The organism is Cupriavidus sp. GW822-FHT03E04 (assembly GCF_058801495.1).
Map to the genome: position 1 here is coordinate 48,220 of NZ_JBXANI010000032.1, position 20,219 is coordinate 68,438.

15 protein-coding genes and 1 pseudogene are annotated in these 20,219 nt (G+C 65.3%); 10 read left to right on the forward strand and 6 right to left on the reverse strand.

Annotated features, from left to right (window positions below; all coding sequences use genetic code 11):
- The first annotated feature begins 64 nt into the window (after nucleotides 1–64).
- The 3 genes from uca to AC1RQC_RS34200 all read left to right on the forward strand — a co-directional run bounded on the left by uca (nucleotide 65) and on the right by AC1RQC_RS34200 (nucleotide 6,636).
- Complete coding sequence (gene uca / locus AC1RQC_RS34190; RefSeq protein ID WP_492885948.1) at nucleotides 65–3,727, forward strand: urea carboxylase; 3,663 nt, start codon at nucleotides 65–67, stop codon at nucleotides 3,725–3,727.
- Nucleotides 3,724–5,565 (forward strand): allophanate hydrolase, encoded by a 1,842-nt coding sequence (gene atzF / locus AC1RQC_RS34195; RefSeq protein ID WP_492885950.1) that lies wholly within the window; start codon nucleotides 3,724–3,726, stop codon nucleotides 5,563–5,565. The genes uca and atzF overlap by 4 nt, the downstream gene beginning before the upstream one ends.
- A gap of 90 nt (nucleotides 5,566–5,655) precedes the next feature.
- On the forward strand, nucleotides 5,656–6,636 hold the full coding sequence (locus AC1RQC_RS34200; RefSeq protein WP_492809487.1) for a TorF family putative porin: 981 nt from the start codon (nucleotides 5,656–5,658) through the stop codon (nucleotides 6,634–6,636).
- Nucleotides 6,637–6,945: 309 nt separating this feature from the next.
- Here AC1RQC_RS34200 and ku read toward each other — a convergent pair.
- A pseudogene (gene ku / locus AC1RQC_RS34205) lies at nucleotides 6,946–7,455 on the reverse strand (non-homologous end joining protein Ku); the annotation flags it as partial.
- 55 nt (nucleotides 7,456–7,510) lie between these two features.
- On the opposite strand from ku, the gene AC1RQC_RS34210 reads away from it, so the two are divergent.
- Entirely contained in the window at nucleotides 7,511–7,879 is a 369-nt protein-coding gene (locus AC1RQC_RS34210; protein ID WP_492809488.1) for a nucleotidyl transferase AbiEii/AbiGii toxin family protein, read from the forward strand.
- Between the two features lie 349 nt (nucleotides 7,880–8,228).
- On the opposite strand, the gene AC1RQC_RS34215 is transcribed toward AC1RQC_RS34210, so the two are convergent.
- From AC1RQC_RS34215 to AC1RQC_RS34230, 4 genes are all read right to left on the reverse strand, one after another.
- Nucleotides 8,229–9,035, reverse strand: a complete 807-nt coding sequence (locus AC1RQC_RS34215) for a sterol desaturase family protein (RefSeq protein WP_492809489.1) — start codon at nucleotides 9,033–9,035, stop codon at nucleotides 8,229–8,231.
- A gap of 194 nt (nucleotides 9,036–9,229) precedes the next feature.
- Nucleotides 9,230–10,612, reverse strand: coding sequence for an MFS transporter (locus tag AC1RQC_RS34220; protein WP_253927715.1), 1,383 nt, complete (start codon nucleotides 10,610–10,612; stop codon nucleotides 9,230–9,232).
- A gap of 146 nt (nucleotides 10,613–10,758) precedes the next feature.
- Entirely contained in the window at nucleotides 10,759–12,045 is a 1,287-nt protein-coding gene (locus AC1RQC_RS34225; protein WP_492809490.1) for an iron-containing alcohol dehydrogenase, read from the reverse strand.
- Nucleotides 12,042–12,803 carry an alpha/beta fold hydrolase gene (locus AC1RQC_RS34230; RefSeq protein WP_492885952.1) on the reverse strand — a complete coding sequence of 254 codons (762 nt, stop codon included), beginning with the start codon at nucleotides 12,801–12,803 and terminating at the stop codon, nucleotides 12,042–12,044. The genes AC1RQC_RS34225 and AC1RQC_RS34230 overlap by 4 nt, the downstream gene beginning before the upstream one ends.
- 125 nt (nucleotides 12,804–12,928) lie before the next feature.
- Between AC1RQC_RS34230 and AC1RQC_RS34235 the strand changes: the two genes are divergently transcribed.
- The gene (locus tag AC1RQC_RS34235; protein WP_253927713.1) at nucleotides 12,929–13,654 is read left to right on the forward strand and encodes a GntR family transcriptional regulator; all 726 of its coding nucleotides are present in this window, start codon (nucleotides 12,929–12,931) and stop codon (nucleotides 13,652–13,654) included.
- Nucleotides 13,655–14,015: 361 nt separating this feature from the next.
- On the opposite strand, the gene AC1RQC_RS34240 is transcribed toward AC1RQC_RS34235, so the two are convergent.
- Nucleotides 14,016–15,626, reverse strand: coding sequence for an IclR family transcriptional regulator domain-containing protein (locus AC1RQC_RS34240; RefSeq protein ID WP_492809492.1), 1,611 nt, complete (start codon nucleotides 15,624–15,626; stop codon nucleotides 14,016–14,018).
- A gap of 187 nt (nucleotides 15,627–15,813) precedes the next feature.
- Between AC1RQC_RS34240 and AC1RQC_RS34245 the strand changes: the two genes are divergently transcribed.
- The 5 genes from AC1RQC_RS34245 to AC1RQC_RS34265 all read left to right on the forward strand — a co-directional run bounded on the left by AC1RQC_RS34245 (nucleotide 15,814) and on the right by AC1RQC_RS34265 (nucleotide 20,162).
- Entirely contained in the window at nucleotides 15,814–16,635 is an 822-nt protein-coding gene (locus AC1RQC_RS34245; protein ID WP_253927711.1) for an RraA family protein, read from the forward strand.
- Nucleotides 16,636–16,662: 27 nt separating this feature from the next.
- On the forward strand, nucleotides 16,663–17,115 hold the full coding sequence (locus AC1RQC_RS34250; RefSeq protein WP_045242059.1) for a nuclear transport factor 2 family protein: 453 nt from the start codon (nucleotides 16,663–16,665) through the stop codon (nucleotides 17,113–17,115).
- On the forward strand, nucleotides 17,112–18,617 hold the full coding sequence (locus AC1RQC_RS34255) for an aldehyde dehydrogenase (NADP(+)) (protein ID WP_492809493.1): 1,506 nt from the start codon (nucleotides 17,112–17,114) through the stop codon (nucleotides 18,615–18,617). The genes AC1RQC_RS34250 and AC1RQC_RS34255 overlap by 4 nt, the downstream gene beginning before the upstream one ends.
- On the forward strand, nucleotides 18,611–18,916 hold the full coding sequence (locus AC1RQC_RS34260; protein ID WP_492809494.1) for a Dabb family protein: 306 nt from the start codon (nucleotides 18,611–18,613) through the stop codon (nucleotides 18,914–18,916). Before AC1RQC_RS34255 ends, AC1RQC_RS34260 begins: the two co-directional genes overlap by 7 nt.
- Nucleotides 18,917–19,061: 145 nt before the next feature.
- A complete protein-coding gene (locus AC1RQC_RS34265; RefSeq protein WP_492809495.1) occupies nucleotides 19,062–20,162 on the forward strand; it encodes an SMP-30/gluconolactonase/LRE family protein in 1,101 nt (366 codons plus the stop codon).
- Nucleotides 20,163–20,219 lie beyond the last annotated feature (57 nt).

Consider the following 20,219-nt stretch of genomic DNA (forward strand, 5'->3'; position numbering starts at 1 on the left):
CTGCGGGACGACCCGCAGCCGAGATGATTCCCGCAGGACGACCTGCCCCGAGGGAACCACCCGCATGTCCTCGCCATCCGCACGATTCGACACCGTCCTGATCGCCAATCGCGGCGCCATCGCCTGCCGCATCATCCGTACCCTGCGCGCGCTTGGCCTGCGCTCGGTCGCCGTCTACTCCGAAGCCGATGTGGATTCGGCCCACGTTGCGCAGGCCGATGTGGCAGTCTGCATCGGCCCGGCGCCCGCGGCGCAGAGCTACCTCGATGCCGAGCGCATCCTGGCCGCCGCCCGTGAGACCGGTGCCGGCGCCATTCATCCCGGCTATGGCTTCCTGTCCGAGAACGCCGGCTTTGCCGAAGCCTGCGAAGCCGCCGGCATTGCCTTTATCGGCCCGACGCCCGCGCAGATGCGCGCCTTCGGCCTCAAGCACACGGCCCGCGCGCTGGCGGAGCTGCACCGCGCACCGTTGCTGCCCGGCAGCGGGCTGCTGCCCGACCTGGCTGCGGCCCGGGCCGAAGCGCTGCGCATCGGCTATCCGGTGATGCTCAAGAGCACCGCGGGTGGTGGCGGCATCGGCATGCGGCTGATCCGCAGCGAGGCCGAGCTGGCCCCCGCCTTCGAAGCGGTGGAGCGCCTGGCGCGCGCCAACTTCAAGGACGCCGGGCTGTTCCTGGAGAAGTTTGTCGAGCGCGCCCGCCATATCGAGGTGCAGTTGTTCGGCGATGGGCGAGGCAAGGTGGTCACGCTCGGCGAGCGCGATTGCTCGGCGCAGCGCCGCAACCAGAAGGTCATCGAGGAAACACCCGCGCCGGGGCTGGATGCGGCCACGCGCAGCGCGCTGCTGGGCGCAGCCGAGCGGCTTGGCCAGGCGGTTGGCTACCGCTCCGCCGGCACGGTGGAATTCGTGCTCGACGCGGACACCGGTGCCTTCTACTTCCTGGAGGTCAACACGCGCCTGCAGGTAGAGCACGGCGTGACCGAGCAGGTCACGGGCATCGACCTGGTTGCGTGGATGGTGCGTCTCGCGCGCGGCGACGACTTCGCGCTGGAAGCCCCCGCCCCGCGAGGCGCCGCGATCCAGGTACGCCTCTATGCCGAAGACCCTGCCCGCAATTTCCAGCCAAGCGCGGGCTTGCTGACCGAAGTGCGCTTTCCCGAACAAGCCCGGCTCGATACCTGGATCGGCGCGGGCAGCGAGGTGCCGCCGCACTACGACCCGATGCTCGCCAAGCTGATCGTTACCGGCACCGACCGCGATGACGCAGTGGCAAAGCTGCAGGCGGCACTTGGCACGACACGGCTGGCCGGCATCGAGACCAACCTGCGCTACCTGCGCGCGGTGGTAGCCAGCGACGACTTCATCCACGGCCGCATCATCACGCGCTCGCTGGCGGATTTCACCTACCGCCCCAACGCGGTCGAAGTGCTGGATGCCGGCGTGCAGACCACGGTGCAGGACTGGCCGGGCCGCGTCGGCTACTGGGACGTGGGCGTGCCGCCGTCCGGCCCCATGGACGACCTGGCGTTTCGGCTGGCCAACCGGCTGGTCGGCAACGCCGACACTGCGGCCGGGCTGGAATGCACGCTGAGCGGGCCAACGCTGCGCTTCCACCATGACGCGGTCATCGCGCTGTGCGGCGCGCCCATGCCTGCCACGGTGGACGGCGTAGCGCTGGCGCCCTGGCAATCGCACCGCGTGACGGCAGGCAGCGTGCTGCGGCTGGGCGCGGTGGCCGCCGGCGGCAGCCGCGCCTACCTGGCCGTGCGCGGCGGCATGGATGTGCCGCACTACCTCGGCAGCCGCGCCACCTTTACGCTGGGCCAGTTCGGCGGCCATGCCGGGCGCACGCTGCGCGCCGCCGACATGCTGCACATCGGCCTTGAGACCGCCGGCGAACCGGCAACGGCGCTCGCGCGCGAGCAAACACCCGACTATGCCGGCGGCAGCCGCGCCTGGGATATCGCCGTGCTCTACGGCCCGCACGGCGCGCCGGACTTCTTCACCGATGACGACATCGATACGTTCTTCGGCACCGAATGGCAGGTGCACTACAACTCCAGCCGCACCGGCGTGCGCCTGATCGGCCCCAAGCCAGCGTGGGCGCGCCGCGATGGCGGCGAGGCGGGGCTGCATCCCTCCAACATCCACGACAACGCCTACGCCATTGGCGCCATCGACTTCACCGGCGACATGCCGGTGATCCTCGGCCCGGATGGCCCCAGCCTCGGCGGTTTCGTCTGCCCGGCCGTGGTGATTGCCGCCGAGCGCTGGAAGCTTGGCCAGCTGCGCCCGGGCGATGCGGTGCGCTTCCATGGCGTGACGCAGGAGCAGGCCGCGCAGCGGCAAGCGGCGCAGGACCGCTGGGTGCGCGAGCTGACCGCGCCGCCGGCCTTCCTGCCCGGCACCGCAACAGGCGAACGCGGCTCGCCGATCCTGCGCGAGCGCGCGGCCTCGGCCAGCCGCCCCGGCCTGGTCGTGCGTCAGGCGGGTGACCGCTACCTGCTGGTGGAGCTGGGCGAGTTGCAGCTCGATATCGCCTTGCGCATGCGCATCCATGCGCTGCATGCCGCGCTGCAAGCCCTGCGGCTCGACGGCGTGGTCGACCTGACGCCCGGCATCCGCTCGCTGCAGGTGCATTTCGACCCGCGCCGGCTCGCGCGCGCCGCGCTCATCGACACCATCCTGGCCGCGGACGATGCGCTGGGCGATACGGACGACCTCGTCGTGCCGTCGCGCACCGTGTATCTCCCGCTGTCGTGGGACGACAGCGCCACGCGCCTGGCCATCGACAAATACATGCAATCGGTGCGCCCGGATGCGCCGTGGTGCCCGAGCAATATCGAGTTCATCCGCCGCATCAACGGGCTCGATGCGATCGAGGCGGTGCAGCGCATCGTCTTCGATGCCAGCTACCTGGTGCTGGGGCTGGGCGACGTGTACCTGGGCGCGCCCGTGGCCACGCCGCTGGACCCGCGCCACCGGCTGGTCACCACCAAGTACAACCCGGCCCGCACCTGGACGCCGGAGAACGCGGTGGGCATCGGCGGCGCCTATATGTGCGTCTACGGCATGGAGGGTCCCGGCGGCTACCAGTTCGTCGGCCGCACGCTGCAGATGTGGAACCGCTGGCGCGACGCGCAAAGCGGCGCCGCCGACTTCGAAGCGGGCAAGCCGTGGCTGCTGCGCTTCTTCGACCAGATCCGCTTCTATCCTGTCAGCGAAGCCGACCTCACCAGAATCCGCCGCGACTTCCCCGCGGGCCGCTATCCGCTGCGCATCGAGCAAGGCACCTTCGGCATGCGCGACTATCGCCGCTTCCTGGACGCGAATGCAACGGATATCGCGGCGTTCAGGCAATGCCAGCAAGCCGCGTTCGGCGCGGAGCGAGAACGCTGGCGCGCGCTCGGGCAGGCCGAGTACGTGAATGAAACCGAGACGACCGTGGCGGCTGCCACGGACGCCGCCGAGCTTCCCGAACAAGCCCATGTGGTATGCAGCCAGGTGCCTGGCAGCGTGTGGCGCGTGCTGGTGCACGAAGGCGACGCGGTGGCCGAGGGCGACACGCTGGCCATCGTGGAATCGATGAAAATGGAGTTTGCCGTCACGGCGCCTTGCGCCGGCTACGCCTGGCGTGTTGCCTGCCGGGAAGGCGCGCCCGTCAGCGCCGGGCAGGAGGTCGTCATCGTGGTGCCGCAAAGCGTGGCGGCGAAGGAGGCAGCATGATGGTCCCGGTCCCCTTCTCGCTCGATATCGCCTCGCTGCACGCGGCCTACCAAAGCGGCGAACGCACGCCTGCCGAGGTGATCGAATCGGTAATTGCGGCGACGCAGCACGATCCGCATCACGCGTGGATTCATCGCCTCGACGCCACCGCCTTGCGTGCCCGCGCAAGGGCACTGGAACAGCGCGGGCCGGCCGGCCTGCCGCTGTATGGCATCCCGTTCGCGATCAAGGACAACATCGACCTGGCCGGCGCGCCGACCACGGCGGCCTGCCCGGACTTCGCCTATACGCCGGCTCGCAGTGCGTTCGTGGTGCAACGGCTGGTGGATGCAGGGGCCATCGCCGTGGGAAAGACCAACCTCGACCAGTTTGCCACCGGGCTCAACGGCACGCGCTCGCCCTATGGCGCTTGCCTGAATGCGTTCGATGCGACACGCATCTCCGGCGGGTCCAGCTCGGGCTCCGCCGTGGCGGTGGCGCTGGGGCAAGTGAGCTTTGCGCTGGGCACCGACACGGCGGGCTCGGGCCGCGTGCCGGCCGCATTCCATCACCTGGTTGGCCTCAAGCCGAGTTGCGGACTGCTGTCGACCAGCGGCGTGGTGCCGGCTTGCCGCTCGCTCGATACGCCATCGGTCTTCGCGCTCACTGCCGATGACGCACACCGTGTGTTCGCGGTGGCGCTGGGGTTCGACGCGGATGACCCCTACTCGCGCGCGGCGCAGCCGCACGGCTTCGATTTCGGGCTGGCTACGACGTTCCGCCTGGGCGTGCCCGCGCCGGGCCAACTGCAGTTCTACCAGCCCGGCTATGCCGAAGCCTTCGAGCAAGCCTGCGCGCATGCCCGCATGCTAGGCGCGGAACTGGTGGAGATCGACTTCGCGCCGTTCCTCGAAGCGGCCCGGCTGCTCTATGACGGGCCCTGGGTGGCCGAGCGCTACCAGGCGATCCGGAAGTTCATCGATGGCAACGCAGACTCCTTGTTCCCGGTGACGCGGCAGATCACGCTGGGCGGTGCCACGCCGCTGGCCGCCGATGCCTTCGCGGCCATGTACCGGCTGCGCGCGCTCCAGCGCCAGAGCGAGGCGGCGTGGTTGCAGGCGGACGCGCTGCTGCTGCCGACCGTGCCCTCGCACCCGAGCATCGCCGCCATGCTGGCGGAGCCGATCGCGCGCAACAGCGAACTTGGCCTTTACACCAATTTCATGAACCTGCTGGATTGCGCTGGCGTTGCGGTGCCGGCAGGCTTCCTGGCGGATGGCCTGCCCTTCGGCATCACGCTGGCGGCGCCGGCGCATCAGGACGTGCCGCTGTTGCATCTGGCGCGGCGCTGGCAGCGGGCACTGACTGGCAAGGCGGCGACGCTGGGCGCGACGGGTAGCAGCGGCCCTGCGCAAAGCGCAACCATGCCGAGCGCAGTGTGCAGCAGCCAGCTACGGGTTGCGGTTTGCGGCGCCCACCTGCAAGGCCAGCCCCTGCACCATCAACTGGCCGAACGCGGCGCGCGCCTGGTGGCGCGCACAAGCACGGCGCCCTGCTATCGCCTGTACGCGCTGGCTGGCGCTGGCGTGCAGCGGCCCGGGCTGGTGCGCGTGGGCGACGCAGAGGCAGGCGCCGCCATCGAGGTCGAAGTGTGGGAGATGCCCGAAGCCCGCTTCGGGAGCTTTGTCGCGGGCATTCCCGCGCCGCTCGGCATTGGCCGCACGGTACTGGCCGATGGCAGCAGCGTGCCCGGCTTTATCTGCGAGCCCGGCGGCCTTGCGGGCGCCACCGATGTCACCGCCTTTGGCGGCTGGCGCGCGTGGCGGGCTCACCAGGCCGCGATCCCCACTGAGCCTTAGCCGCGCTTGCAGGCTCAGGCGGGCGCATCGCCCGCCCCGATTTCCGTTTGCTTTACCTCCCACCCACCGTTGTTGACCGTGAGTTCGACCATGTTCGCCCCTACTACTGGCATGCTTCCCCGTCGTCCGCTTCGTCCATTGTCGCGGCGCGCCGTGCCGGCGTGCTTCGCCGCCTGCGCGCTGATTGCCTGCGCCACGCAAGCCCACGCGCAGGACAGCGGCCAGCCGGCCGATGCCGGCGCCACCAAGCCCGCCGAGCCGGCCAGCCCCTACACGTTCACCGGCCATCTCGATGCGGTATCGCGCTACGTGCTGCGCGGCGCGACCACCACCTACGGCAACGGCGCCCCGTTGGGCAACGCCGGCGGCGACGCGCCGGAATCCTCGATACCGGCCTTGCAGTGGGGCGTGGACCTGGCGCACGAGAGCGGCTGGAGCATCGGCTATTGGGCGTCGATGATCAACTACTCGTACCAGCAGCTCGGCAACTCCTACAGCGACCGCTCGATCACGAGCTTCCAGACCGCCAAGTCGGTCGAGAACGATTTTTATGGCGCCTACAGCGGCAAGATCATCGGCGACCTTGGCTACACGGCAGGACTGACCGGCTACTACTACATCAATGGTTCGCACGCCAACGCGCTGGAGACAAAGCTCGGCTTGAGCTACGGTCCGTTCAGTCTCAACGCGCAGACGCTGCTCAACGACGTGGTATGGGGCAACAAGGGGGACACGTACTGGACCTTGGTCTATAGCACGACCCTGCCGTACGGCATTACCTTTACCGGCACGGTCGGGGCTTATACGTACAAGAAGGAGGGCAAATACCTGGGCACCACGGATACGCTGACCGGGACTTCATGCGGGCCGCATAGCGCTTTTGTGGTCAATGGCTGCTTTGCAGGCAACACGCCCTCTAGCGGCGCTTTCCGGCATCTGACCCTGGCGCTGGCCGCGCCGATCCCGGGGACTCCCCTTAGTGCCGGGGTGCAGTGGATCATCGGCGGTTATAACCGGTTTGGCGTGCACCAGGAGAATCGGGTGATTGCTTCGGTTAGCTATGGGTTTTGAGGAAGAGGGTTGGGTCGGCCGTGGCGTATCGTTCCTGGCGAACGACTGCCCTCCCCTGGCCCTCATCCGCTGCGCGGGAGCGGGGCAAACCATCAGCATCGGTCGAAGCCGACAGGATGCGCCAAAGCCGTTTGACATGACGATGGCTGTCGCTCCCTCTCCCCTCATGGGGAGAGGGGCGGTTTGGCTAGGAGCCACTGAAAGCGAAGCCAATGGCCTTGTCCCGCACCACGGCATAACGAGTGTCCCCTCCCGCAGGGGAGAATTGCAATCATAGTTATAGTTGTAGTCTGGCTGGACCTCGGCCTTCTCCACGTGCAGATCCAGCATCGAGCGAACCTCGTCAGCGTAGAGCAGTTGCTGGAGCACCAAGCCCTCGTCGTTCGCCCGCACCTGCACCACGTACTGCTTGCCTTTCCAGACCCACTGCGCCAGCGCACAGGTCCCCGTCTTTCGCATGGCTTCGGCCAACAAGTTGTATGGCTTACCACCGCGCTTGTCCGGGCCCAGGTAGTAGATCTTGTCGAAATAGATGGGGTCGACGGCTCCGGCCGGCATGAACGACACGATGTCGATGGTGTGCTTCGCCTCGTCTTCCAACGCCTTTAGTTCATCCGGCTCAAACACCGCGTAGTGGTCAGTCTCGAACTCGTAGCCTTTGACCATCTCGGACCGCTCAACCACCACGTCCTCTCGGATGCACACATACTGCTGCTTGAGCCTGGAGCCGCATCCCCTGTGCTGGAAGAACCTCAGACGGCTCGCGCAGTCATTGACGGCGACACGCGGAGGGTTGTGGGCATGAAGATTGAGCTCCAGGGTGACATCTGGGAAAGCCTATTCCCTCACGCCTGCACGCTGATGGAGGAAGTTTTTGAGCGAGACTGCAGAGGGCATCACAAGCGACTATGTGGAACAGGGGAATTTCGTGAAGCTGGTCCTCGACGCAGGCGAAGTCGACGTAGTGGCCTCGCCCAACCTGACCGATGAGCCATTCGAAATCTGGGAGATCATGGGGCAGCCAGTCAAAGTGGAGACCGCAGCCGAAATTGTTGCCAAGAAGCTCTACCATCGGGGCGACCGCGCCACCGCACGAGATCTCTTCGACCTGGCCGTCGTGGTCGAGCAAGAACCAACAGCCCTCGCGCATGCCGCGCCGTTTCTGCTTAGGCATGCAGCAGCCTTCCTAGGCCAAATCGAGGCGGGCCCGCCGATCATGCGCGAGCAGTTCGCCAGGATCTAGCGGATCAGCTTCGACCGAAGCTTTGATGCGTGTGTCGCGCTGGCGCGGGATTTTCTCGATTCGCTGCGGGAGACCGATGACTCTCCGCAGAGGGCGCGGGAACGACAGGGCTGCGACGCCGAAGATAAGGTCATCGCGTCGCCCGGGCTAGCCGACGGCTTCAGGCACTAGGGGCGGCGGGCCCGCGGCCGGCAAGTGGTCCACAGTCAGGCATTGCGGGGCTATCAGGATCTATCACTGGCACGGTAAGCCCCCTACCGCCTTCGGCACTCGGTGGGACAGAAACAATACAGGCAAACGCCAAGACGCCTGCCTGCACCTATTCACGCAGTCCTACATGATCGAGGAGTCAGGCGGCCATGACGCGGCGCTCGTCTTCACTGAGATCGGGACCGTCGAGTGTTACGCGTGAATGGTCCGTGCGGAACTTGTTGATAATGGGTTTCAGTTCTTCCTTGACGTGCTCTTCACTGTAGCCGTTAAAGAGGTGGCCGAGCAGCCCGCGGCGCAAGTCGGTGGTGTCCATGAACCAGTCGGCGATCGGGAACGTCAGATTCATGTTGTATTGCATCATGATGCCCATGTTGTGATGCGCGGTGTGATGGCGGCGTATGGTATTGATGAAGGGCATGTTTCGCACGAACCAGTTGTCGTGCACGTGGCAGCAGTAGTGGAACGTTTCGTAGATGAGGTATTGAGCGACCATTGTTAGAAAGACAATGTACCCCGCGTTAGTGTTGATCACGAGCGAAGTCAGATAGCCAAGACTGCCGCCGCCTACGCCGAGGGTGATCAGCACGCGCCAGGGAAAGAACACGATACGAAACTCACGCGTGGTGTCGATTGTGGCGTCCTGGTCGGTGAAGTATTGATGATGTTGCCGGGTATGGCGGTCATAGATCGCGCGAAGCGCGAACACATCGATCTTCCGATGCATGACATACCGGTGCATAAACCATTCGACGAAGTTGCCGGCCAGGAAGATAGGCAAGACTAAAGCCCACTCCCACCTAGCACCTTGCAGATGCGTGAGCGCGTAGTACAGCGCGGCAATGCCGACGCCAAAGATCACGGTGATGTGCAGCACACCGTTATAAAGTGGGCTGATGTCGGCCTTGTACTGCTCTCGGAATTTTCGTTGGCGTTCGGTCATCATGGTTGGTCTCCTTCGTCTGTAGGGGCAATGGCTGCGCTTCTTCTCGGCTAATACATAACTAACATATTAGTGGGATATATAAAAAAGTCAAAGGCTGAATGGGTATATGCGACGCGGCAACAGCAGCCTTGCAACGGCCCAAAAAAATGCCCCCGGCAAGCCGGGGGCAGTTCCGCCGCCGTAGCACAGGGTGGCTAGTGCGAGACGTCTTCGAGTGCCCGCCCTTTCGTTTCCACACCCAATACGAGGACCGCCAGCGCCGCCACGACGAAGGAGAGCGCACCCAATGTGAATACACCCCCCTGCCCGGCCAAAGGCAGCAGCACGCCAACGAGGTAGGGTCCGGCTAAGGAGCCAATGCGACCGATGGAAGACGCGAAGCCGGAGCCAGTGGCACGCGAGCGTGTGGGATAGAGTTCCGGGGTGTAGGCGTACAGGACTGACCACATGCCGAACAGAAAGAACTGCATGCAAAGACCAGCCGCAATGAGTTGCTCCACTGGAACGCGATGCACGGCCGCTTGGCCGTAGAGGAACGCAGCGCCAGCGCTACCCAGCAACATGAGAGCGCAGGTTGGCTTGCGCCCCCACTTCTCCAACAACCATGCGGAAAACATGAATCCCGGAATGCCTGCCAGGGAAATATAGACCGTATAGAGTACCGACTTGGTCACGGCATAGCCGGCTTGTTGCAGCAGTGCTCCCAGCCAGGTAGTCAGTCCGTAATAACCAAGTAGCGCGAAGAACCAGACGGACCACAGCATGATGGTGCGGCGCGCGTAAGGGCCCTGCCAGATTTCCACAAAGCGTGCCTTGCGGTTGGATACCTGCGGAGGTGGCGCGTAGATGTCCGAGACAGTTGGCAATGGGCGTCCCCATGCACGTTGGACGTGAGCTTCGATGCCTGCCATCACGGAGTCGGCTTCGCTGCGACGACCGACATCTTCCAGCCAGCGCGGAGACTCGGGAACACGGCGGCGCACCACGAATACAAAGACGGCAGGCAGCGATAGCGCAATGAAGATTCCGCGCCAGCCGACGATGGGCAGGAAAATGTAAGTAAGCGCGCCGGCTGCAATGAAGCCTATGGGCCAGAACCCTTCCAGAATGGCCACGTACTTACCGCGACTCTTCGCCGGCACGATCTCGGAGACCATCGATAAGCCGATCGGGAACTCCATGCCCATGCCAAAGCCAAGCAGTACCCGACAGAGCATCAGCGCCGTTACGCTATCGGCGAACCCGCACATCAGACTGCCGAGCCCCCAGAAGACCATACTTACCTGGAAGACCGGCTTGCGACCGAAACGGTCGGCCAGCAGGCCCGCGATTGCGGCGCCAAGAAACATGCCGAGGAAACTCGAACTGGCCAGCAGGCCCGCCTGGGCGGCAGTGAGTGCGAATTCCGCCTTGATCGAGCCGAGGACAAAGGTCATCAGGCCCAAATCCATTGAATCAAAGAACCACGCGGTGGCGATGATGCCGAATAGCGAACGCTGATATCCGGTCATGGGTAAGCGTTCGAGGCGAGCAGCGATGCCCGCCTCTATCTTGAGGGCGCCTGCCGACATATCCATGTCTGTCTCCTTGGGTACGACGGCCTCCTGGCGTGCCGCCTGATCTAATATATTAGATGGATTGTAGTAACATTCAAATAATAAACGTACTGGCTAGTGAAACTACGTAGGTACCAGAGCTGCGGGACGTGGCGCCCTGAGATGCGTTAAACCGCGCGTAGCGCGCCGCCCGCAGCAGCTTGAGAGGGGCAGAATGAATTGGAAAACTCGCCGCGCCAGGCACCGCGGATAATGCTGGAGTAGCGTGAGGATACGTCGGCAACCGGGAATGCCTCGGCCAGGCGGGTCACGGCGAGCGCGTCCGCCGTCAGTGCGACAAGCTGTGACTCCGGAATGCCGAACGAGGCCAGGTCACCGGGGATCCCCACAGCTTCTACCATCGCCCGGATGACGTGTGGCAGCCGGGCGATGGCCTCGGCTTCATCCGTCTCCTCGATACCGAACATTCTTGCGATCTCCAGCAGTTCCGCCGCGCGCTCATGCTGGAGGGCATCCAGGACATACGGCAGCACTACTGCGTTAGTGCTGCCGTGGGACTTGTGCGTGATTCCGGCGACGCCGTATGCAATGCCATGCACGGCATTCAATCCCGCACTTCCGTACGACAAGGCGGCATAGAGACTTGCGTAGCACATCCCTACGCGTGCCTCAGTGTCCTTGCCGTCTTGATAGGCGCGCAGCAAGTACCTGGCGCACAGCCGGATCGATTCTCGCGCAAACAGCATCGTCAACGCGTTGCGGCCACTGTAGCCCGGGTCAGGGTGACCACCGCGATTGAACTGTGCCGAATCCAAGGTGAGAAAGGATTCAATGGCATGCGTCAGCGCATCGATGCCCGCGTCTGCAGTGACGCGCGGTGGGCAGCTATAGGTAAATTCGGGATCGATGAGAGCGATGCCGGGGCGCAAGCGGTTGTCCATCACCGCGACTTTGGTGGCATTGTCCGGGTCGACTAGGATCGCGCCGGGCGTTGCCTCGGAACCGGTACCTGCCGTAGTGGGCAGTGCGATCAGAGGTAGCACTGCGGTCGCGCTGTCGATTGCGACGACAAAATCGCCGATCGGCCGCCCGGCAGGCAGGGTCAGGCAAAGTGCCTTGGCCAAGTCGATGTTGCTGCCGCCGCCCAGCGCAATGATATGGTCAAGTTGGCGGCCGCCCAGTCGGCGGCGGACATCGGCGGTGGCCGCATCGCACAGCGTGGTCGTGGGGTCCGCCATACCACCGTCATAAACAAGGGTCTCGACGCCGCGCGCGCGGGCCGCTTCTACATATTTGCTCACCCACGGCATATGTGTGGTGAAGTAGGTGTCCGTGACAAGCAGCCCGGTACGATAGCCCAGGTGCTGGAGCAACTCCGGCAACTGGGCCCGTGTGCCGGCCCCTATGATCAGTCGTGACGGAGCACAGAAATAGACAAGATCTTCAACTCTCATGGCAACTCCAGTGGGGAAACGGATGAGGGCCTGGCAGGCCAACGCGTTAGTCGATCCAACTGCGCTCGAATCGCGTTGGCGACCTGGACCATGTTCTGGGTAAGCAAGCTATGGCCGCCGCCGTCGAGCATCGTCTGTTCCGCATTGGGTAAGCCGTTCGCGAGGGTGAAGGCATGCCCCACAGGACAGTCATCGTCATGGCTGCCATGCACCACGAGAGCCGGTATGTCGATTTCACCAAGCCCCGGACGCTGGTCGGTGGCATACAAGGCTCGCCAGGTCCATGCCACCGTCGTGTGGTCTGCGGCTTCCGTCAGCCCCAGCCTGTGCTCCCGCGCGGCAATCTCTTTCACCAGGGGATCCGGCGCAAGCGACTCGAACCACGACACTGCATTCAGTTGCGGCGTACCGGAAAGCAGGATCAGTCCGCATGGTGCAGATACGCCAAAATTAGCGTGTCCTCCATAGAGGTATTCCAATGCCACCGATACGCCCATACTCCAGCCGGCGAGGATAAAAGGACGACCCGATGCATGCATTTGAATGGTCCGTTGGAGATCCCTCGCATAAGCCGCCAAGGTGCAGTCTGCAGGTGAACAAGGCCTCGGAGCGCGCCCACGCCCAGGCAGGTTCGGTAGCACAAAGGTGCAGGTGTCCTGCAGTTCACGCGCAAGTGGCAGCCACGCCGCGCGTGTGCCCTGTATGCCATGCACGGCGACCACCAAGACCGGGCCCGTGCCGACCGAAATGACATCCATGTTCTACCCCAGACATCTGATATATTAGATGGATCATAGCAGTCGATCAGAGAAACGCAAGAGCCCAGTCGTTGATGCGTACGACTCATATACAATTGGTATCTCGCGAACTCGAATGAGCAGCAATGACTGGCAAGACTGCATCTCGCACCAAGGCCGCCGCGCCCCCAGAGCCGGATGACACGACCGACAACGTTGCGGGACAACGCGGCCGGCTGACTGATCTGGCCTACGAACAGATCGAGGAAGCCATTGTCACGTTGCGTTTGGCACCCGGTACGTCAATCTCCGAGTTGCAACTCAGCGAGCTAACAGGGATAGGGCGCACGCCCATTCGAGAGGCTATCCAGCGCCTTGCCCGAGAGCATCTGATCATCGTGCTGCCGCAGCGCGGATTGTTGATTCCACCGATCGATGTCGGAAAGCAGTTGCGTTTATTGGAGACACGGCGCGAAGTGGAGCGCCTGATTTGCCGAAGCGCAGCGCGCCGGGCCACGCCGGAGCAGCGCGAGCACTTCACGCGTCTAGCCCGGGAGTTCGCCCAGTCAGCAAGAGTCGGAGATGATGTCTCGTTTGTGCGCGCGGATCGCGAGTTCAATGAGCTGTGCCTCGTGGCCGCCCGCAATGAGTTCGCCGAAGGCGCCATGCGCTTGATGCACGGGCTATCCCGGCGCTTCTGGTATTTGCACTACAAGGAAGCGGCCGACTTACCGATGATGGCTAAGCTGCATGCCAACGTTGCCGGCGCTATCGCCAAGGGAGATGTCGATGGAGCCGGCAAAGCCCTTGACGCGCTGCTGGATAATATCGAAGACTTCACGCGCGCCACTGTCCTCGGAGACAGGCGCTAATCCCTGCACTGCGGCGGATAGTCTTTGAATTGGCGGACCGGACCCGTGCGTGCGACGGCGAGGAGTATGCCTATCGGGTCTGGATCGACCCAAGCAGACGCATCGCTGCGGGGGCCTCCTCTTCTAATTTGCGACGCAGCCAATGAGCATGGGTCGAGCGGAGATCAGCGACAGAGCGCGTGCTGGCCAAGGGCCGGGCGTCCGTACAGAGCCTGGACAACATGCGGCCAAGGCCCAGTTCGAGCAGTATCCGCACGCCGGACTCCGCGAGCTCGCATAGAAAATCGCGCAAGTGAATCGGCCCGGATATCGCCAAGGATGGGAAGAACAGGAAGAATACGGAACTCCAAACTGTCCGGCTTTAAACCTTTACTTCGAACAAGCATCCGGACTGTGGCGCCTTGGCCAGCGTTTCCAGCGACACCTGCTGTCGGGAGGTGGTGATGTAGAGCGTATCCATGTTCGCGCCACCGATGGCAACGTCGCTGGGGCACGGCACTGGCATGCCGACCACGCGTTCGAGCGTGCCGTCGCGCGTGAAGCGCACCACGCTCCAGCCTTCGCATAGCGCCGTCCAGATGCCGCCATTGCTGTCCAGCGCGAGCCCGCTCAGCTTGCCCGCCCCGGGCGGCATGCTGGCCAGGCGACGCACCGCCGTTGAGCCAGGCTGCAGCATCAGGATGGCGCCGGAGGCCGGCGTGGTGGCATAGAGGGTTTCGTCCGCCGCGCTCCAGCACAGTGCCTGCACCGCTTCGCCAATATGCCAGTGCGCATCGAGGCTGCCATCGGCTCGCAGTAGACCCACCGCGGAGCCACCCTCGGCGGACTCCGTCGCAGCCCACACCGCGTTGGTCTGCCCGCCTTCGCCGCTGCCCTCGCCCCCCTCGCAGAAAGCCTGCAACGGCGCGCGGATCCAGCCTTCCAGCGGGCGCCGGCTGCCGTCCGCCGCGATGGCCTCCGCGCCGCCCTCATGCATGGCCCATACTTCGTCGCCAAGCAGCAGCAGCCCGGTCACCGGTACCTCCAGGCGCACCAACTGCTCGTCGCGCACAGGGTTCTGTGTGGTGTCGAGCACGCGCACCGACGGCGCCAGCACGTCAGCCCAGTACAGCCGCTGACGCTGCGGGCACCACAGCGGATGCGCGCCTTGGAATGCCCACGGCCCAGGCACCGCCGTTACCGAAGCATCGCCGGCGGGCAGGCGCAAGCCTTCGAGTTGCGCGCCGATGCGGCGGGCGGCCTGCGCCACCTCGGGACCGAGCAGCTCCAGCCGCGCGCGTGTCAACCGGTAGGCCGGGCCGGCCACGCTGATGGCGCCACGGACCACGCCCTCCGGATCGACGATGGGCGCACCCACGCAGCGCACGCCCAGCACAATCTCCTCATCGTCGATGGCGTAGCCGCGCGCGGCGGTGATATTGAGTTCCGCGTTGAGGCGGCGCCGGTCTGTAATAGTGAGCGGCGTGAGTGCCTTAAGCGTGAGTTCGCGCACGATGGCGTCGCGCGCCGGGCCCGCCATGGCCGAAAGGATGGCTTTGCCCTGGCTCGTGCAGTGAACCGGCTTGCGCTGGCCCAGTACCGCCGCGGAGCGCTCGCTGTGCGCGCCGTCACAGCGTTCCAGCGAGATCACCTCCAGCCCGTCCAGCGTGGCGAGGTAGCAGGTCTCGCCGGTCAGGTCGCGCAGGCCGCGCATCTCATGCGAGGCGGCGGCCACCAGGTCCGGCATGGTATAGGCCTGTCGCGCCATCTCGAAGCAGCGAAAGCCCAGCCGGTACACCTTGCGCAGTGGATCGCGCCGCAGCATACCGCGGGCCACCAGCGTGGCCAGCAGGCGGTACACCGTGGTTCGCGGCAGCGCGAGTTGCGCCGTCAGGTCGGACTGGCTGATGCCGCCGGGGTTGGCACCCACGGCTTCGAGCACGTCGATGGCCTTCTCAATTGCGCCGGTACCGTCACCGGGATTAACTGACATGGTGGCTTGTCTCAATATATGGAAAAAATGGAGCAGTCTAGCGGGGCCGCCCCACTGCGAAGCATTTTAAGTTGCGGTGAAGTTCAATACCATGCAATCAGCCAGCACAGCTGACACGCAGGCAGATTTGTCCCACTGATTGGGACGATGGCCGCCCCGACCATTTGCAACCTGGACAGCACGCATCATGAGCACCAACCCCACCTTCGCGCCTCCCCCGCCCCTTGCCACCATCCCCCAGCGCGCACCCGCGCCGCACGTGCCGGATTCGGTACTCGACCGACTGGCCAAGGTGACCAGTGGCTCGCTGACCACGCAGCTCTACATCAAAGGCTTCCGCCAGCCCGTATTGCACGGGCTGACACCGCTTAACCCCAAGGTCAAGCCATTTGCCGGGCGCGCGTACACCATGCGCTTCATCCCGGCGCGCGAGGACATCGACGTCTACGGCAACCTCACCACCGAGCCTTCTGCCGACAACCTGCAATGGGTGGGCGTGGAGCAGATCGAGCCGGGCCATGTGCTGGTGATCGACAGCAACCGCGACGGCCGCGCCGCGTCGATGGGCAATATGCTGATCACGCGGATGATGATGCGCGGCGCCCGCGCGGTCATCACCGACGGCAGCTTCCGCGACGGAACGGAGCTGAGCCAGATGGATTTTCCGGTATGGAGCACGGGTGTGACCGCCACCACGCGGCTGTCCTATCACCATGTGGCGGACCTGCAAGTGCCGATCGGCTGCGCCGGCGTGGCGATCTATCCAGGCGATGTGATCCACGGCGACGGCGACAACATCACCGTGATCCCCGCTCACCTGGCCGAGGAAATGGCCAACCTGTGCGAGAAGCGCGACGACATCGAATCCTACCTGGCATTGCGCGTGCAGGCCGGCGAAGCGCTGTGGGGCCTGTACCCGCCTAGCGAAGCCACGCGCGCGCAGCATCGCGAATGGGTCGTCGCCGGCCGCCCGCCGATTCCGGCCGCCAAGCCCGCCGGCAGCCGCTGAATCCGCCCAACTGGACACAAGACCAAGATGACCGCCAAATTCACTCCCGAACAACACGCTGCGCTGATCCGCCGCTACTTCGACGCCTGCAACGCGGCCGACTACGACGCGCTGGTGGACTGCTTCACGCCCGACGCCGTGCACTACTTCCCTGCCGGCCTGCCCGAAGTACCCTGGCGCACCGCCGACACCATCGCCAAAAAGTGGATCTGGTGCGTGGAAACGCTCGGCTCGCAATGGACCATCGAGCGCCTCATCGTCAGTCATGACAGCCCGGAGGCGATGATCGAATGGACGCACTGGAAGAACAAGAGCGGCACCGCGCTGCGCGGCGCCGAGTGGTACGACTTTGATCCGCAGACCGGCAAGATCGCCGAAATCCGTGCCTACTACGCCTCGCCCGCCGACAAGGCAACGCCCATCAACGAACTAGTGGCGTTCGACTACGCGGGCCGCGGCTATCACTTGAAGAGCGTATGACCATGTCCTCCCTGCTGCAATCGATCGACGCGCGCAGTGGCCAGCCCACCGGCGCAAGCTGGCCGGCCTCCACGCCGGCGCAGATCGACGCCACCGTCGCCGCCGCTGCTGCCGTGGCCGGCCAATGGGGCGCGAGCCCCGCCGCGCAACGCGCCGCCCTGCTGCGCGCGCTGGCCGCCGCGCTCGAAGCGGATCGCGAAACCCTGGTGCCACTGGCCGACCGCGAGAGCGCGCTCGGCCTGCCGCGCCTGAATGGCGAACTGGACCGCACCGCATTCCAGCTGCGCGGCTTTGCCGATGTGCTGGAGCGCGGCGACGCGCACGCCAGCCTTGACGATCCCGCTGTAGCCGGCGCGCCACCCGCCGGGCGTCCACGCCTGACGCGCGTGCGCGTGCCCGTGGGCCCGGTGGCGATGTTCTCCGCAAGCAATTTTCCGTTTGCGTTCTCGGTGCTCGGTGGCGACACGGCCGCTGCGCTGGCGGCCGGCTGCCCGGTGGTAGTGAAGGCGCATCCGGCGCATCCGGAACTGTCGCGCAAGACCGCCGCGCTGGCGCAACGCGTGGTGGCCGGGCAAGGCCTGCCAGCCGGCATCTTCGGCTGTGTCGAAGGCGCTGCCATCGAGACCGGCGTACGCCTGGTGCAAGCGCAGGCAATCGCAGCCGTGGCCTTCACCGGCTCGTTCAAGGGCGGCACCGCGCTGGCCAAGGTGGCGGCCGAGCGCCCGCATCCGATACCCTTCTACGGGGAACTCGGCTCAGTCAATCCGCTGGTGGTATTGCCGGCCGCGCTGAGCGGCAGCGGTGCCGCGCTGGCGCAAAACCTGGCCAGTTCAATCTGCCTGGGCAGCGGCCAGTTCTGCACCAGCCCCGGCGTGATCGTGGTCGGCAAGGACGCGGCCGGCGACGCCTTCGTCGGCGCGCTGGCCGAAGCCCTACACGCGCTCGCGCCGCATGCCATGCTCAGTGCCGGCATTCGCGCCGCGTTTGACCAGGGCGTGGCGCGCTGGCGTGCGTCCGACCAGCTCAAGCCGCTGCTCGGCGAAGTGGCGCGAGCGGACTCGGGCGGCCTGCCGCGCCCCTACCTCGCCGAGGTCGACGCCGCGGACTTTATCGCCGACCACAGCCTGCACGAAGAAGTCTTCGGCGCCGCCGCGCTGGTGGTGCGGATCGATTCGCCCGAGCAGGCGCAGCAAGTGCTGCGCGCCGTAGGCGGCTCGCTCACCGTAACGCTGTGGGGCGTGCATGCCGGCAGCGAAGCGCCGGACGCCGCCACGCTGGAACTCGTGCGCGCGGCCACCCAGGTGGCTGGGCGCGTGCTGTTTGCGGGCGTGCCCACCGGCGTGGCCGTGACCGCCGCGCAACACCACGGTGGCCCCTTCCCCTCATCGACGCAACCGTTCTCCACCTCGGTGGGCTACGCCGCGCTCGATCGCTTCCTGCGTCCGGTGGCGCTGCAAGATGCACCAGCCTGGCTGATTGCGCGCGAGGGGGTGCCATGCTGAAGACAAGAATGCGGCATATCGTGTTGTTCCGGCGCAAACCGGAGGTGCCCAAGGACGCCACGCTGGAAGCCGCACTCGCCGCGCGCATGGCGGCCCTCGGCGCGCTGATCCCGGCCATACGGAGCTGGCGCTTTGCCGCCAACGAGCTGGATCGTGCGATCTGCTGGGACTATGTGCTGGAGTCCGAGGTGGATGACAAAGAGGCGCTGGATGCTTATCTGTTCCATCCCTTGCACCAGGCGCTGGTGGCGGATCTGAAGCCTTACTTTGAGTGGGCAGCGGTGGACTACACGGTTTGAGGCGGCGGGGTTTTCCCGCGCAATGGGCACGACCGTCCCATTTGCTGGGAGTGCGCTGACGATCCCCGCCTCGCGAGCATCGCCAGCGCGCGCAAAGCTTCCTATTGTGTTGATTCCCGCAAGATCAAGACAAAGGAGCCCGGGCATGGAGACACAAGCCGATTCGCACCAACCTGAGGAGCATCAACTTCCGCTGCAGCAAGCCGCTTCGCCGCAGCGTCGTGGCTTCCTGAGGGGCAGCCTCGCACTGGCGGCCAGCGCCGTCGCCGGTGATGCCGCAGCACAGTGGACACCATCGCTGCGCTACCCTGACCCCAACGTCGTCATCCTCGATCCGTCCTTCGCGAAGTACCGCCTGTTCAACGCCAGCGTGGAACAGCTCGCCACTGGACTGCGCTGGGCCGAGGGCCCGGTGTGGATTGGCGACGGCGGCTACCTGCTTGTCAGCGACGTGGCGTCCAACCGCATCATGCGCTGGGATGAGGCCAGCGGCCAGCTCACGACTTTCCGCGCGCCCGCCAACTATCCCAACGGCAACACGCGCGACCGCCAGGGCCGGCTGATCACCTGCGAAGGCGCCATCACGCGGCGCATCAGCCGTACCGAGCACAGTGGCAAAGTGGTCACGCTGGCCGACAACTTCGCGGGCAAGTCCTTCAACTCGCCGAACGACATCGTCTGCAAGTCCGATGGCTCCATCTGGTTCACCGATCCGCCCTTCCAGCTCAGCAACAACTACGAAGGCCGCATCGGCAAGCCAGAGCTGCCGCACGCGGTGTATCGCATCGATGGCGAGACCGGCAAGCTCACCCAGGTCATCAACGACCTGGCCGGGCCGAACGGCCTGTGCTTCTCGCCGGACGAGAAAACGCTCTATGTGATCGAAGGCCGTGCCCAGCCCAACCGGCTGGTGTGGGCGTACAGCGTCGGGCTCGATGGACGCCTGACGAACCGCACCAAACATATCGACGCCAACGGCCCCGGCGCGCTGGACGGCATCAAGTGCGACGAGGACGGCAACATCTGGGCGGGCTGGGGCAGCGGCGGCGCGCCCGGCGTGGACCCGGCACCGCTGGACGGCGTGATGGTGTTCAACGCCAAGGGCAAGCCCATTGGCCATGTCCGCCTGCCAGAGCGCTGTGCCAACCTGTGCTTCGGCGGCCTGGAGAACAACCGGCTGTTCATGGCGAGCAGCCATTCCATTTACGCGCTGTACGTCAATACGCGTGGCGCTGGCGCGGCGTGACGCGAAGCGGGCGTCAAACGTAACCGGCGCGCCCTGAAGCGCGCCGGTTACATATGG

What these genes read in the sequence shown, in the direction of transcription:
- uca (WP_492885948.1), top strand. Translation starts at nt 65, where the DNA reads ATGTCCTCGCCATCCGCACGATTCGACACCGTCCTGATCGCCAATCGC.
- atzF (WP_492885950.1), top strand. Translation starts at nt 3,724, where the DNA reads ATGATGGTCCCGGTCCCCTTCTCGCTCGATATCGCCTCGCTGCACGCG.
- AC1RQC_RS34200 (WP_492809487.1), top strand. Translation starts at nt 5,656, where the DNA reads ATGTTCGCCCCTACTACTGGCATGCTTCCCCGTCGTCCGCTTCGTCCA.
- AC1RQC_RS34215 (WP_492809489.1), bottom strand. Translation starts at nt 9,035, where the DNA reads ATGATGACCGAACGCCAACGAAAATTCCGAGAGCAGTACAAGGCCGAC.
- AC1RQC_RS34220 (WP_253927715.1), bottom strand. Translation starts at nt 10,612, where the DNA reads ATGGATATGTCGGCAGGCGCCCTCAAGATAGAGGCGGGCATCGCTGCT.
- AC1RQC_RS34225 (WP_492809490.1), bottom strand. Translation starts at nt 12,045, where the DNA reads ATGAGAGTTGAAGATCTTGTCTATTTCTGTGCTCCGTCACGACTGATC.
- AC1RQC_RS34230 (WP_492885952.1), bottom strand. Translation starts at nt 12,803, where the DNA reads ATGGATGTCATTTCGGTCGGCACGGGCCCGGTCTTGGTGGTCGCCGTG.
- AC1RQC_RS34235 (WP_253927713.1), top strand. Translation starts at nt 12,929, where the DNA reads ATGACTGGCAAGACTGCATCTCGCACCAAGGCCGCCGCGCCCCCAGAG.
- AC1RQC_RS34240 (WP_492809492.1), bottom strand. Translation starts at nt 15,626, where the DNA reads ATGTCAGTTAATCCCGGTGACGGTACCGGCGCAATTGAGAAGGCCATC.
- AC1RQC_RS34245 (WP_253927711.1), top strand. Translation starts at nt 15,814, where the DNA reads ATGAGCACCAACCCCACCTTCGCGCCTCCCCCGCCCCTTGCCACCATC.
- AC1RQC_RS34250 (WP_045242059.1), top strand. Translation starts at nt 16,663, where the DNA reads ATGACCGCCAAATTCACTCCCGAACAACACGCTGCGCTGATCCGCCGC.
- AC1RQC_RS34255 (WP_492809493.1), top strand. Translation starts at nt 17,112, where the DNA reads ATGACCATGTCCTCCCTGCTGCAATCGATCGACGCGCGCAGTGGCCAG.
- AC1RQC_RS34260 (WP_492809494.1), top strand. Translation starts at nt 18,611, where the DNA reads ATGCTGAAGACAAGAATGCGGCATATCGTGTTGTTCCGGCGCAAACCG.
- AC1RQC_RS34265 (WP_492809495.1), top strand. Translation starts at nt 19,062, where the DNA reads ATGGAGACACAAGCCGATTCGCACCAACCTGAGGAGCATCAACTTCCG.